Source organism: Methanococcus mangrovi (genome assembly GCF_054506835.1).
In genome coordinates this window covers 1,113,695-1,128,034 of sequence record NZ_CP197114.1, presented here as the reverse complement: position 1 = coordinate 1,128,034, position 14,340 = coordinate 1,113,695, and the positions used below count along the sequence as shown (strand labels likewise).

Below are 14,340 nucleotides of genomic sequence, written 5' to 3'. Positions count from 1 at the left end.
ACTTTTAAATATTTTATATTAGTCGGAGGGCGGTATTTTTGGATAATTTAATGGGCTACGTTATAGGTGAAACCTCAAACACTGAGTTGAATTTTCTTGCAAAGCACATGCCTGAAATTGGAAGCTATGTATCGATTAACTATTGCGATTTAGAAATTTTAGGAATGGTTGAATCGGTTAATCAGGGATGCAAAATTTTTGAAGAAGTTTACAACATAAAAGACTTTGAAAAATTGAAATATTTTGAAAATAACGATTCATATTACACAATTGGAAAAATAAAGATTTTGGGCGATGTAAAAAATATGCAAATTCCAAGAATTCCCCCAAAACCTGGAACCGAAGTTTACAATGCATCTGAAAAGATTTTGGGAGAAATTTTTTCAAAAGGAACAATTGAAATTGGAAATTTAATTTCAGCAGATTCAAAAGTTAAACTCGATGTAAATAAGCTCTGTTCAAGGCACCTGGCAATACTTGCAATTACTGGAATGGGTAAGTCAAATACCGTTTCTGTTCTTTTGGAAGAATTAAATAATATTCATGCAACCGTTTTAGTTTTTGACATGCACAGGGAATACGTTGAAATTGAAGCAAAGAGCAGTACAATTCGAAGAAATATCATAAAACCAAAAATAAACGTATACAACATGTCATATGACGCATTAATGACCCTTGCTGGAGTTGATCCACAAGCTACAGTTCAAAGGGCAATGGGAAGACGTGCAATGAAAAAAATAAAGGAAACGTACAAAGAAGTTGATTTTAACACTGTTGATGAATATATAAACTCGATTATCAACGAACTTAATTATTACATGGGAATGGATGAATTCAAGAGCAAAGTTGACAGTATTTTGACATTAATTATGCGATTTGAAGACTTAATGACATTTAAGGATAAAATTACTGCAATAAATTACAATCCAATTCATGATATAAAAGAAAATTATGTGAATATTGTTGATATAAGCGAATTAGACGAAAGCAGCACCGATTTAATCATCTCTTACTTTACTGGGGAGATTTTAAAGGATAGAAAAAAAGTTTTATGGGATACAAAAGTTGCAAAACCAATATTTATAATATATGAGGAAGCACACCTTATTGTGCCACAAAACAGGCCCACAAAATCCAAAGTTCCGATTTCAAAAATTGCAAGGGAAGGTCGTAAATTTGGTGTTGGAATATGTCTCGTGTCACAACGGCCAAAAACCCTTGACCAAGAGTCACTATCCCAGTGCAACAACTTTATAATTTCAAAATTAATTGAGCCAAGCGACCAAAAACACGTTCAACACGCATCAGAAAATCTAAGCGAAGATTTATTAAAGCAGCTTCCCGGTTTAAACGTTGGAGAAGCGGTAATAATAGGCCCTTGTTTAAAAATTCCTGCAATGGTTAAAATAAAAAGATTTGAAGGAGAATATGGTGGTGAAGACGTTAAATTTGATGAACTTTGGACTGCTGAAAAAGAAAAAAATATTCCTGAATTTATAGAAAGTAATGAACTTTTTAATGACGATTTGTAGAGTCAAGAGGCGTTTATGAGCTTTGAAGTTACATTTGACGGAGTAAAATATTCCTGCGTTAACTGTACGTACTGCTGCAGCTGTAAGAACTGGAGAGTATTTTTGAGTTATTTTGACATGATGAGATTAAAAGATTATGAAAAGTACATTGAAACGTCAAATTCGGAATATGGCCATGTTTTAGCTTTAATGAATGGAAAATGCGGACTCGTTGAAAATAATTTATGTAAAATACAGATTGAAAAGAACTACGATTCAAAACCTGCAATGTGCAAACTCTTTCCATTCAGTTTCATGGTAAAGTGGAATGGAGAAATGCTGTTGATTTTAAAGCACTATTGTAACGGAATCCAAACTGGAAAAACAGGCAAAAGAACTATAAAACATGCAGTGGACTGCTGTGAAGAGTTATACCACGACCAGCTTTCAGAACTTTCCGTTTCAGGTGCTGAAACAAGTGAAAAAACACAATTGGACGAAAATACAAAAATATACTGGGAAGAAAGAGAAGAACTTGGGAAGTATATCTTTAAAACCAAAAAATTTGATAGTTTTTCTGAAAAATATTTTGAAGTATTCTCAAAAAATGCTGATGATGTCGACAAACTAAAATTAAAAAATAATAGTTTTGATTTTGATACAAAAACCAAAAAATTCCGCGAAAAAGAAGTGCTGCGCTATATGCAGGAATTAAACAAAAGAGAACATTTTAGAAAAATGTCTTTTAAAAAAGAGGTTGACGACCTTATAACTGTCGGGCTTGAAATCAGTGATTATGATAACCTGTTTCGAGGAGAAGGCGCAATCGACTCGAAAATTCTTTTAAACTGAGTTTTCAACACAAATTTTTACTTTTTTAAAATTTTGTTACGAGATTTCTAATTTAAATTTTACTGTAAATTTTATATATTTAAATACATACTTTCTATGAATGATTATTCGAGGTGTTATTTATCAAAAAATTTGTAATAATTGCAAGTTTATTATTGGCACTTTTGTTTGCAGGCTGTACTGACAGTACTACTTCAGATGGAGAAGTTGCTAATTTGAAGGTTGCATACCTTCCATCAGACCACGATGCGCCGTTATTTGTTGCGGCAGAATATCCTGACTTATTCAAAGACGGATATGGAATTTATTTAAAAGAAGTTGAAAACAAAAAAACTTACGAACTCTACGAAAACGATAAACTCGTAGCAAATGTTGAATTTATAAAAGTTATTGAAGGCGGAGCAAAAATCATGACCTTGATGGCACAGGGTCAGGTTGACGTTGGTTTAAACGGAGTTCCTCCGGCAGTATTCTCAATTGACCAGGGAACAAGTGCAAAAATTGTAAGCCCCGCTCAATCTGAAGGTTCAGCAATCGTTATTAGAAGCGATATTGCTGCTGAAAATTGGGAAGAATTTGTAGCGTATATAAAAGAACAGGCAGAATCTGGAGTTCAGGTAAAAATTGGACACCCTCTTCCTACATCAATCCAATACGTTATGATAAAATCAGCATTAGATGCTGAAGGAATTACATACACAGAAAATCCAAACGAAGATGCAATGGTTCAACTTATTAACTGTAAAGGCCAAGGAACAATGCCACAGTTATTAAGTACGAATGAATTAGATGCAGTAATTGCATGGGAACCAACACCTGAGCAATTAACAATTTCAGGAATTGGAAAATCAGTAATATATTCCGGGGATATTCCTCCTGAAGGAATGTGGGAAAGCCACCCTTGCTGTGTATTTGTGGCATCAAACGATGCACTTGAAAATAAAAGAGAAGGCTTAAAATCATTCTTAAAATTGATGGCCTTGTCAAACAATGAAATCATGGCAAATCCAAAACTTGCAGTAAACGCAAGTGCTGAATGGCTCGGAACAGATTTGGAAGTTGAAGAATTATCAATTCCAAACATCGAATTTACAAATGAAATTGGCTCTTTAGAAGCGATTGGACCTGCATTCGTAAAAGTTATGGATGAACAAGGTGCAATGACTGGCCAATTAGCAGGACTTGAAGATGCTGATGAAATAAATGCAATTCTCTACGATTTCACATTATACAATGAAATCATGGAAGAAATAAAATAAATTTTATAATTTTTCTTTTTTAGTTAAATATATTGTACTCTATTTTAGAAAGTTTAATAACCATTAATTTGGAATACGTGGTTTAAAAACAAAAAAATGCTTTTTTAGGGCTCTATTTGTTTAGATTTTTGTTATTATCAATTAAATTTATATATTTGAAAAAAGCTCCTATATTCTAAGAATTATTCGTAATTTGCGCAAACTTTTTAATCAATTTGGTGAAAACATGGACGTAGTAATAGTTGGAAGCGGTGCAGGGGGACTTACAACTGCATCAAACATAAAAAAACACGATAAAAGTGCAAAAGTAACAGTAATTACTTCAGATAAGTACATTGCATACTCACCATGTGCCATACCTTACGTAATTGGTGAAGAAATTGCAAGTTTTGAAAATATTATCATGCACACACCCAAAGATTACAAAGCAAAAGGAATCGATGTAATTGTTGAAGCCGAAGTTTTAGACGTAGTTTCAGGCGAAAACAAATTAATTTATAAAAAAGATGGAACTGAAGCAGAACTTAAATACGATACTTTAGTTTTAGCAACAGGTGGAACTCCATTTGTACCTCCAATCGAAGGAGTAAATTTAGATGGCGTATTTAAAGTAAGAACTATTGACGACGGTAAAAAAATAACCGAATGGGCAAAAGGTACTAAAAATGCAGTAGTTGCAGGTGCTGGAGCAATCGGTATTGAAATTGCATTTGGATTGAAAGAACTTGGATTAGATGTAACTGTTATTGAAATGGTTCCGCAAGTTTTTCCAAGAGCACTTGATCCAGATATGGCAGAAACTGTCCAGAAATATTTAGAAGAGCAGGGAATTAAAATTATCCTTGAAAAACCTGTTGGAAAGATTATTGGGGACAAAAAAGTTGAAGCTGTATTGGTTGGCGAAGAAACAATTCCTGCAGAAATGGTTATCATGTCAACAGGAGTTAGATCAAATATCGAACTTGCTAAAAAAGCAGGCTGTGAAATTGGAAGATGGGCTGTTCTTACAAATGAAAAAATGCAGACATCAATTGAAAATATCTATGCAGTTGGAGACTGTGTCGAAGTAATCGATGCAATAACAATGCAAAACACTCTTTCACCATTTGGAACAACTGCGGTAAGACAGGGAAAAGTGGCTGCTAAAGCAATTGTAAAACTTGAAGCAGAAAGTAAACCTGTATTAAACAGCATGGTTTCAAAAATTGGAAAACTTGAAATCGGCGGAACAGGAATGACGGAAACTGCTGCGAAGATGAATGGAATTGAAGTTGTTTTAGGATACTCAAAATCGCTCACAAGAGCAAGATACTATCCCGGCGGAAAACCAATCTACATAAAAATGGTTGCAGACAAAAAGACGAAAAAAGTAATCGGCTGCCAGATTATTTCAGAAGAAAGAGTCGCAGAAAGAGTAGATGCAATGTCAATTGCAATTTCAAATGGAATGACTGTTGAAGAATTAGCAAATCAGGAATTCTGTTATGCACCACCAGTTTCAATGGTAATTGACCCGATAGTTTTCGCTGCAGAAGATACACTCGATAAATTCTAAGTACGATTATCGGTATCTTTACCTTTTTTAAGCTTTTTTATTAAATTTGAAAACAAAAACTATTATAATCTTTTAAACCATATTTTTTGATTACGACACATCATACATAATTTTAAAGATTAATTTATTACAGGGCGATTAAATGTTGGTAAGGCCAAGAAGACTCAGGAAAAACCAGAAAATCAGGGATTTAGTAAGAGAAACCGTTTTAACTAAAAATGATTTAATAATGCCAATTTTCATAGACGAAAATTTAAAAGACGACGAAAAAACTCCAATTTTATCAATGCCGGGCCAGTTTCGATATGGAATAGATGCTGCTGTTAATGAATGCGTCGAAATTTCAAAATTAGGGGTTCCCGGAGTAATCCTGTTTGGAATTCCTGCTGAAAAGGACGAATATGCAAACTCTGCGGTTAATGAAAATGGCGGAGTTCAAAAGGTTATTTCAAAAGTAAAGGCCAAGCTTGGAGATGACCTTTTGGTAATTGCGGATGTCTGCATGTGTGAATACACGAGTCACGGACACTGCGGTATAATCAATGGAGAAGAAATTTTAAACGATGAAACTCTTGAAGTGCTTGGAAATATTGCTTTATCGTATGCAAAAGCAGGAGTTGATATTGTTGCTCCATCTGACATGATGGATGGAAGAGTTTTAAAAATTAGAAATGTTTTGGATGAAAACGGGTTTAAAAACGTTTCAATAATGAGTTATGCTGCAAAATATGCATCAGCGTTTTACGGGCCATTCAGGGATGCTGCAGAAAGTACGCCTCAATTTGGGGACCGGAAATCCTACCAGATGGACATTGGAAATTCAAAAGAGGCTTTAAAAGAGATAGCACTCGATATACAGGAAGGTGCAGATTTAATTTTGGTAAAACCTGCTCTTCCGTATCTTGATATTGTAAAAATGGCAAAAGATGTATCCAATATTCCGGTTGGAGGGTACTGCGTGAGTGGGGAATATTCAATGGTTGAAGCAGCAGCTCAAAAAGGATGGCTTGATAGAGAAAGAGTGATATATGAAACTCTTTTAAGCATAAAACGGGCAGGTGCTGACTTTATAATAACATACTGGGCAAAAGAAGTTGCAAACTGGCTTTAAATAACATAAATGATTATGGGGGATTATTATGGGATTTATAACTTCGCTTTCAAAACATAGTTTGTCACCGATAACTGGAAAATTAAAATATTTTCCAGTAAGTTTATTTTTAAGAAATCTCGATAAAAAAGAGTATTCTGTTTTAGAAAACTATATTTTGAGGGGCAATAATGATTCAAAAGTTATTGATTATCTCGTTGTTTCAAAATATGGAGTATTTGTTATAAATTCAAAAAATATGTCCGGAGTTATTAAAAATAACGAAGATGGCAGTTGGATTCAAAAAGTAGATGGCTACGAAAATATTATCGAAAATCCCATTTTAGAAACCAGCAATGCAGTAAATTTGTTAAAAGAGGTAGTTTCATTAAATGATAGTGAAATAATCCCGATAACCGTATTTAATGCTACATCAAAACTTGATTTTAATTTAGATAATGTTATAAACAGCCCCGAAATCGTTAGAAAAATAAAAAGTTACGGTACTCCAATAATTAATCAAGATAAACGTGAAAATATATTATATTCCCTTTTACACGCTAATAATTCAAAACCAGGGCTCATGATTTGCAAATATCCAGTGATACAAATTATAAATGGCAATAAAAATTATTTCTGTCCGAAATGTGGTTCGAAACTAAAAATTTCAGAAATCGAAAAAAGTATCGTCTGTTCAAATAACAAAAAATGCGGTTTAAAATTATAGTTAAATTTTGTTATTATTTTTATTTATATCGTTAATTCCTTTTAAATACCAATCCGGTGCTTTTCTTTTTGTCCAACGGCAAAATTTAGATTTTTCACCGATATAGTATTTACGGTATGCAGTTATTGCATTGTCTGAAATATATTCTTTTGGCAGGGCTTGAGCAAAAGGTGTTAATTCATCCAAATCTGATTTTACAGGGTTATATTCCAAATATTTTAAAATTTCAGAGGATTTATGTATTCTTTTGTACCTGAACGTGTATTCTAATAAAAGTGCTTTTAAAAGAGATAAGGCCCATTCGTAGTTTTTTTGAGTTTTTGCAGCCCATATAACACAGGGGTGTTTTTCATGCGTTTTTTTATAGCATTTTTCCCGATAAATTGAATTATGGATGTGGTGAACAGTTGATAAAATCTGTGCAGCTTCAAGCGGCATTTTTACAACGTGTTTGTCGCAGTGCATTTTTGCAGCTTTTACTGGATCAGCATCTAAAATAAAGAGTTGCACCAATATCCCCCTAAAAATTAAAAAAACAATAATAAAATTATGTTAAAAAACGTTAAAATATTTATTCAATTGTTATTTCAAATCCAACTATTGGATGTTCGAGTTCGAAGTTTAAAATAACTTCAGGATGGATTTCTCCAAAGAATCCTATTTCTTTTCCATCTTTGACTATTTTTGCACATCTTCCAGGTATGAATGATGGGTGTTCGTAGTTTTCAAACTCAAAGTCTTCAAAAAATTCTCTTAGAAGTGCTTCAGTTGAGCTTTTTATTTCGTTAAAGTTCGTTAAAGGATGTGTTATTGCACCGGCAATTTTTTTGATATTTTTACACTTTGTGTCAGCTTTACTATCACTTTCATCGATAACTACACAGTCGCCAATTTCAAATATTTTTTGAGGTAAAGCGTTGTGTTTGTTAATGTAGAGCGTTTCTAAAAGAAGCGGTAAAATTGAAGTTCTAAGAACCCGGTGTTCAATTGAAGCAGGTTTTAAAACTTCGATATATTCCTTTTCTTCTACTTTTAAATTCATTTTTTCAAACAATGAGTCCTGATTTGAAAGTGTAAGATTCATAACTTCGTAGAATCCAAGTCCAATCATTAAATCAGACATCGTGCTACATTTTTTTTCAAGCGGGTCTTTTGAGCCTGTAGTTGCAACTGATGGTAATTTTCCTTCGAATTTTTCATAACCGTAGTTTATCGCTATTTCTTCTGTTAAATCAACGTTATGCAAAATATCGTTTCTGTATGCAGGAATTTTTACCTCTAAATTTCCAGTGTCGTAAACTGCATCCATGCCGGATTTTTTAATGGCCTGTATGATTTCTCCAGGGTTTAAATTAATGCCCAATTTTTTGTTAATTGATTCGACAGAAATTTTTCTTGATTTTGGAGTTAAATCTGGATATTTTTTACCGTTAACATCAACAGAAACAATGGTTCCGCGTCTTTCTGCAAGTGCACACACTATGATATTTAATGTTTCTTCAACAGCTTCCTGTTCAGTTCCAGTAATGTCGATAAGTAAGTTTTTAGAGGTTGGAGTTACCTTTGTCAGTGTTCCGTTGATTATTGGCGGCATTGAAAGAACTTCGCCATTTACATCGACAATAATTGGGAATTTATCGTCTTGAATTAAGTGGGCGTATTTTATTCCTTTTTCGTGTTTTTCAATGATTTCTCTTGGTGTCATTTCTTCGGTTTCATAACCTAAAGGAACAAATTTAATTTCGTCTCCTTTGATTTCTTTATACGTGAATGGAGCTTTTACTTTATCGAAATCGTGGATTCCAATTGCAAGTTTTTTCCTGTCCCTTCCAATTGCCCAGTGAAGCTTTTCTTGAAGGTTAATCATGCTTTCAAGGACAAATTCATCCATTAAAACATTTTTAACGAGTGCAAATGCAACATAAGGTCTTGTTTTATTTTCTTCAACGGTTATTTTGATGTCAGAATCGAGTACTTCGAAGTTTTGAATTCCCGTGTTAATTCCCATAAATCCCCTGAATCCTCTTGCAAGACCTTCAACGCTTAAATAATCTGGTCTATCAGGATTTATTGAAAACTGCACCATTTTTTGTTTTTTACCGTTTTTGTCAACTTCTTCGAATAGTTCCTCTACTTCTACGCCCATCATTGGAAACTTATCTTCTATTAAGTTATCCGAAAGGGAAATGTTGCTCAATCGTTCCAAATCTATTTTATTTACGTTAATTGTAGGCACAGTATTCACCCATGTTCTTAATTTAAAAATTCATCTTTTAAATTATTCCATTATCATTTTTTTGTTGTTGTATTCAACTAAAACTGTTTCTCTTTTAGTTTCGCCATCTACTTCAACGCTGTCTTCGATTTTCCCAATTACAAATGCAGGAATGTTGTACTGGTTTGATATCTCAATTATTTTTTCTGCATCTTCTTTTTCAACAATTACACAGAATCCAATGCCCATGTTAAAGGTTTTAAACATTTCCTGATCTGCTACATTTCCTAAATTTTGCATTTCTTTAAATATTGGGAGAATTTCTGGTAATTCATCGATTTTGTAGCATACGTCTTTGTTTAATCTTTTTAATTTTCTAAAACCGCCACCGGTAATGTGTGCGAGTCCTTTTACATTTACCTGTTTAATCATTTCTAAAACGGGTTTTACGTAAATTTTTGTAGGGGTTAAAAGCTCTTCAGCAACCGTTTTTCCGTGTGATAATTTGCTGTTAACATCGAGATTTGCGATATCGAAAAATACTTTTCTTGCAAGTGATAAACCGTTACTGTGGATTCCACTGCTTCTTAAACCAACGATTAAATCACCAGGTTTTACTTCTTTTCCTGATACGATTTCATCTTTTTTAACAATTGCAAGAACTGTTCCTGCTAAATCTACTCCTTTAATCATGTTTGGAAGTGATGCAGTTTCTCCACCGATTAAATTGATGTTTGATTCTTTTATTCCATCATTCAATCCTTTTCCAATTTGGGAAGCGATGTCTTCGGTGATATCTTCAACTGCCATGTAGTCAACAAGCGCAACTGGTTCAGCTCCGATACAAATTGCATCATTTACGTTCATTGCAATCATGTCTATTGGAACGGTGTCAAATTTATTTGCCATTTCCGCAACAACCATTTTACTTCCAACACCATCGGTACAGAGCACTAAATAATAATCTCCAAATTCGATAGCTCCTGCATAGTGTCCTTTTAAATCAGCAGGTTTTATTGCATCAGTCCTTTCGAATTTAATCTGGGATGCAAGCGCCCTGATTACCTTGTCTTCTTTATAAATATCCACACCAGCGTCTTTGTAAGTTACCAAAATACCACCTTAAAAATAAATGAGTAAATTTTTTCTTTATCTTAATTTGCGTTTATTAATTTTAAACTTTACTTATCTCTTTCCTTAAAAGAACGTTATCGCCTTCGTGCACTCCGATGTGTTCTGCAACAGGTTCACATTTTGCTTTTAGTATGTAATAGACAGGAATTTTTTCGGATTTTCCATGTTTTTCTTCGTATTCAGTTAAACTCTCGTAATTACCCATTCCTTTTGCAATAACAAAATCACAGCTGTTGAATTCATCTATAAATTCTTTTGAAGATTCTTCAAACCTGATTCCGATTGCATCAGTTCCGCTTGTAATTACTCTCGTTATTTTATCAATTCCCGCGGTTTTAACGTCTTCCAATGTGGCATCATTTAATATTGGACTTCCTTTAACTGAAACAACAACTTCAACATAATTTTTAAGTTCTTTTATTAGTGGGAGGTCAAAAACAATTTCACCGGCATTGTCGCAAGTGTAAAATATTTTTTTTGAATTTTTAAGGTCGTTTAACAGTTCGTTACTAAAGTCAATATCTAATTTTCCATCAAGGGTATCCTTTACCATTTTTTCGACGTCAACACCCGTACTGTACGGGCCAAAGTCGATTACATTTCCGGCAATAGATAATTTTACTTTATTCTGCAGTCTTTCAAGTTCATCGTTGCTTTCAAGTAGTTTTTCAACATCTTTTAAATATTTAAGAGCAAATTCGTTTGCAACGTTTTTTAAATTTTTGTAAGGATCGTTATTTTTAGTCATTTCTTTTATATATCTGTGAATTTCAGTGCCCATAAATGATGGAACGGAAGATTCTCCATAAGCTTCAGATATTTTTTCAATTCCCCAACTTATGATTTTAAACTGTTCAGATTTATCATCCGTTATTTCCTTTGCAACATCCACAACTTGTCGTGTAATGCAGAGTGCGCATTCTGGTTTAATTTTCAAAAGTCATCACCGGTAATGTAATAATCAAATTTGAAAAATAATAGTAAATTTCACTATAAAAAATAAATGCTAGTTTAAAATAATAAATCTGAAAAAAGTTAATAATTTATTTTATTTTTTGTAGATGCATTTCACAATATCTTTTTCAGTAACCAGTCCGATAAGTTTTTCTCCATTAACTACCGGAAGTACGCCTATATTTAACTCGTTCATCTTTTTGATTGCGTCAGTTAACTTGACATCAGGCGTTACTGAAACAATATCTGTTTTCATAATGTCTTGCATTCTTACATTTGTAATTTCTCGAATATTTCCGGTTTTCATGTGGTTAAATGCCCAGTCGCTTCCAAATAATTTTACAAAGTCAGTTGAAGTAATTATCCCGACTAATTTTTCTTCGGAAACTACGGGAAGCCTTCTAAATCCATTTCTAAGCATTGTTCTTGCAACATCCTTTAATCTTTCCCCCGGTGTTGCAGAAACCACATTTTCATTCATGCAGTCTTTTACAAGGAGTTTTTCATCTACTTGATTTTTCAAGTATTTTATAACGTCTCTTTCGTTAATTGTGGTAATTAAAACACCAGATTTATCGATTACAGGCATTCCACCAATTTTTTTTTCGACAAATAAATCAATTACCTCATCCAACTCTGCATTTTCCTTTATTAATACCACATTGTCGGCCATTATCTCTTTTACGGGTTCATTGATGGCAGAAAGCATGTTATGATTGTGTTTGAATTTTACAAGGTTATATTTAGAACCTCCCCCAAGAAGGTTTACAATATCCATGTTTGTCAAAATTCCTTCAACCCGTCCAGTTCCCGGGTCAACAACACATATTCTTCTGATGTTTTCCTTATCCATCATTTCGAGAGCTTCAATAATCTTTGTTGTAGGGTATACTTTTTCGACTTTTTTTTCGCCGACAATGGTTTTTATTTTCAAAATATCCCTCTTTTTTAGATAATTAATTACTGTTACTCGTTTTCATCTTCAGAGTCTTCATTACAGTTTTTGCAGATATATCTTCCATTGATGTAATTTACACTGTCAGTACTTCCGCAAATTTCACAAATTCCTTCAATTTCTTCATTTTTTGCATATGAATATTCTGAATTATGAATTTCATTCGTTTCGACAAGTATGTTGAATAGTTCAGGGGATAGTTTTGTAATGTCACTTACCGTAACTATTCCAAGTAACTCATCACCATCAATTACTGGAAGTCTTTTTACGTTTTCCGAGTCCATTTTTCGAGCTGCATCCATCAGCGTGGATTTTGGAGCGATTGATATTAATTTTGAAGAGGAAATTTCTTCTACTATTACTTCTTTTGATTTTAAATTTCTTGAAACAACTCCGAGTGCTAAATCTCGTTCTGTTATAATGCCAACTGGTTTTCCAGCATCGTTTAATACCACTAAACATCCGATTCCTTTTTCTTTAAGGATATTTGCCACGTCGTAAGCCGTAGTATCCAATGTTACTGTGGCTACCGGTGTACTCATGGCTTCAGTTACTGAAAGCTCGAGGTTCATGTTATCACCAGGTTTAGAAAATAATCATGGTAAAAGTGTACAGATTATGATTTATATAAATTTTTATTTGTTTTTACACAGTTTACGCCATATCATTTTACATATTGTATGTATCTTGCACCTTGACCAATTCCTTCGTTCACGGTAGTTTCAATCCACTCGATTGAGTTTTCAAGGTTCATGGTTCTAAGTTTGCCTTCGATAAATTTTGCAAAATATATGGACAGGTCTTCTGCAGTAGTTGATTTTAATGGTAGTAAATTAATGTCATCTATTGGAAACATGTATTTTTTTACATTTCCAGTTTTTTCAACGTATTCTAAATAAATTGAATCGCCTTCCATTGAATATTCCATGTTTTCATGGTCCCTTGGAACAAGCAGCTTATGGTCGAGTTCACCACAAAGTTCCTTTACAATCTGCTTTAATATTTTAAAATCGCAGACAAACCCAAATTCTCCGGAGGGTTCTCCCGAGAGTTTTACGTCCACGTAGTAAGAATGACCGTGAATTACTCCGCAGCTGTCGTGTCCAAATACGATATGTGCTGATGAAAACCGGAGACCTGCATAAATTCCATTTAACTCTAAAATCATAGTAATCCTCCTTAGATTATAATTGATACTATACAAATAGAGGTATAAAAAATAATTCAAAATAGAACAATTTCAAAAATTAAAAAAGTATTAGAGTAAGTTTTGATTGTTTTTGATGGCCGCGTAAAGTTCCCCTTTAGGTTTGTTGTTTACGTAGTCTCCGCTGAATTTTATAAATGTTCCTTTCAACTGAGTTCCGGCATCTTTTTTAGATAATTTAACAAGCGGGTCTTCAACTATTCCTTCGAATTTAAATGAAGGGAGTGGCTCTAAGATTTTACCGTAAACTACGATAGCACCTTTCATCATTTCCCCACCAGCTCTTCCTTCAATATCCCCTTCAATAATTATCATACCACCGTTTTGGTGAATTCCAGGGAGGATTTTTGTGTTACCTTTGATAACAATAGTTCCTCCTTTCATATATTCTCCAAGTTCGGATCCAGCGTTACCCGTGATGGTAATTGTTCCACCGCTCATTCCTCTCCAGTCGCCCCTGTATGCGGAACCAACGTAGTTTTCAGCGTTTCCGTTAATTGTGATTTCTCCACCTTTGAGGTTTTGACCTACCCAGCTTTCAGCATCACCATTCACGGTAATTTTTCCGCCTTTCATTTCGACTCCAACGTACATTCCAGCGTCCCCGTTTACAACGATTTCACCAGACGTCATTTTTTCGCCGATTCTTTTAACTTTTTTACAGCAGTTGTTGATAGTTACTTTTGCAACAGGGCTTTCTTTGAGTTCAACATCAAAGATTTCGCTTAATTTAGCAGTTTTGTTTCCCTGTATTAATTCAATTCCAGAAATTTTTTCCAAATTCATTTCTTGAATTTTTTCTGGAAGTATTTTATCCATTTCAATAGGAACGGATACATCGCCCTTCAAATTGAGAATTAATTCATTCATTATTTTCACCT

Annotated in this window: 14 protein-coding genes; 6 read left to right on the top strand and 8 right to left on the bottom strand. The window is 33.7% G+C overall.

Annotated features, from left to right (window positions below; all coding sequences use genetic code 11):
- Window positions 1-38 precede the first annotated feature (38 nt).
- The 6 genes from ACS5L2_RS05995 (at window position 39) to ACS5L2_RS05970 (ending at window position 6,994) form a co-directional block, all read left to right on the top strand.
- Window positions 39-1,532, top strand: coding sequence for a helicase HerA domain-containing protein (locus tag ACS5L2_RS05995; RefSeq protein WP_459201120.1), 1,494 nt, complete (start codon window positions 39-41; stop codon window positions 1,530-1,532).
- Between the two features lie 15 nt (window positions 1,533-1,547).
- Entirely contained in the window at window positions 1,548-2,363 is an 816-nt protein-coding gene (locus ACS5L2_RS05990; RefSeq protein ID WP_459201119.1) for a YkgJ family cysteine cluster protein, read from the top strand.
- 113 nt (window positions 2,364-2,476) lie between these two features.
- Complete coding sequence (locus ACS5L2_RS05985) at window positions 2,477-3,622, top strand: ABC transporter substrate-binding protein (protein WP_459201118.1); 1,146 nt, start codon at window positions 2,477-2,479, stop codon at window positions 3,620-3,622.
- Between the two features lie 226 nt (window positions 3,623-3,848).
- Window positions 3,849-5,177: an FAD-dependent oxidoreductase gene (locus ACS5L2_RS05980; protein WP_459201117.1), complete on the top strand. Its 1,329-nt coding sequence runs from the start codon at window positions 3,849-3,851 to the stop codon at window positions 5,175-5,177.
- Window positions 5,178-5,319: 142 nt separating this feature from the next.
- Entirely contained in the window at window positions 5,320-6,288 is a 969-nt protein-coding gene (hemB, locus tag ACS5L2_RS05975; protein ID WP_459201116.1) for a porphobilinogen synthase, read from the top strand.
- Window positions 6,289-6,316: 28 nt separating this feature from the next.
- Complete coding sequence (locus ACS5L2_RS05970; RefSeq protein ID WP_459201115.1) at window positions 6,317-6,994, top strand: nuclease-related domain-containing protein; 678 nt, start codon at window positions 6,317-6,319, stop codon at window positions 6,992-6,994.
- Here the strand turns inward: ACS5L2_RS05970 and ACS5L2_RS05965 are convergent, their stop codons facing one another.
- From ACS5L2_RS05965 to fwdC, 8 genes are all read right to left on the bottom strand, one after another.
- The gene (locus ACS5L2_RS05965) at window positions 6,995-7,504 is read right to left on the bottom strand and encodes a pyrimidine dimer DNA glycosylase/endonuclease V (RefSeq protein ID WP_459201114.1); all 510 of its coding nucleotides are present in this window, start codon (window positions 7,502-7,504) and stop codon (window positions 6,995-6,997) included.
- Window positions 7,505-7,565: 61 nt separating this feature from the next.
- On the bottom strand, window positions 7,566-9,230 hold the full coding sequence (gene pheT, locus ACS5L2_RS05960; RefSeq protein ID WP_459201113.1) for a phenylalanine--tRNA ligase subunit beta: 1,665 nt from the start codon (window positions 9,228-9,230) through the stop codon (window positions 7,566-7,568).
- Between the two features lie 42 nt (window positions 9,231-9,272).
- Window positions 9,273-10,322 carry a phosphoribosylformylglycinamidine cyclo-ligase gene (gene purM, locus ACS5L2_RS05955; protein WP_459201112.1) on the bottom strand — a complete coding sequence of 350 codons (1,050 nt, stop codon included), beginning with the start codon at window positions 10,320-10,322 and terminating at the stop codon, window positions 9,273-9,275.
- Window positions 10,323-10,383: 61 nt separating this feature from the next.
- Window positions 10,384-11,280, bottom strand: a complete 897-nt coding sequence (locus ACS5L2_RS05950) for a damage-control phosphatase ARMT1 family protein (protein WP_459201111.1) — start codon at window positions 11,278-11,280, stop codon at window positions 10,384-10,386.
- 111 nt (window positions 11,281-11,391) lie between these two features.
- A complete protein-coding gene (locus ACS5L2_RS05945) occupies window positions 11,392-12,231 on the bottom strand; it encodes a CBS domain-containing protein (protein WP_459201110.1) in 840 nt (279 codons plus the stop codon).
- Between the two features lie 32 nt (window positions 12,232-12,263).
- Window positions 12,264-12,824, bottom strand: a complete 561-nt coding sequence (locus ACS5L2_RS05940) for a CBS domain-containing protein (protein ID WP_459201109.1) — start codon at window positions 12,822-12,824, stop codon at window positions 12,264-12,266.
- Window positions 12,825-12,916: 92 nt separating this feature from the next.
- The gene (locus ACS5L2_RS05935; protein WP_459201108.1) at window positions 12,917-13,420 is read right to left on the bottom strand and encodes a 6-carboxytetrahydropterin synthase; all 504 of its coding nucleotides are present in this window, start codon (window positions 13,418-13,420) and stop codon (window positions 12,917-12,919) included.
- A 90-nt stretch (window positions 13,421-13,510) separates the two neighbouring features.
- Entirely contained in the window at window positions 13,511-14,329 is an 819-nt protein-coding gene (gene fwdC / locus ACS5L2_RS05930) for a tungsten-dependent formylmethanofuran dehydrogenase subunit FwdC (protein ID WP_459201107.1), read from the bottom strand.
- Window positions 14,330-14,340: the final 11 nt, after the last annotated feature.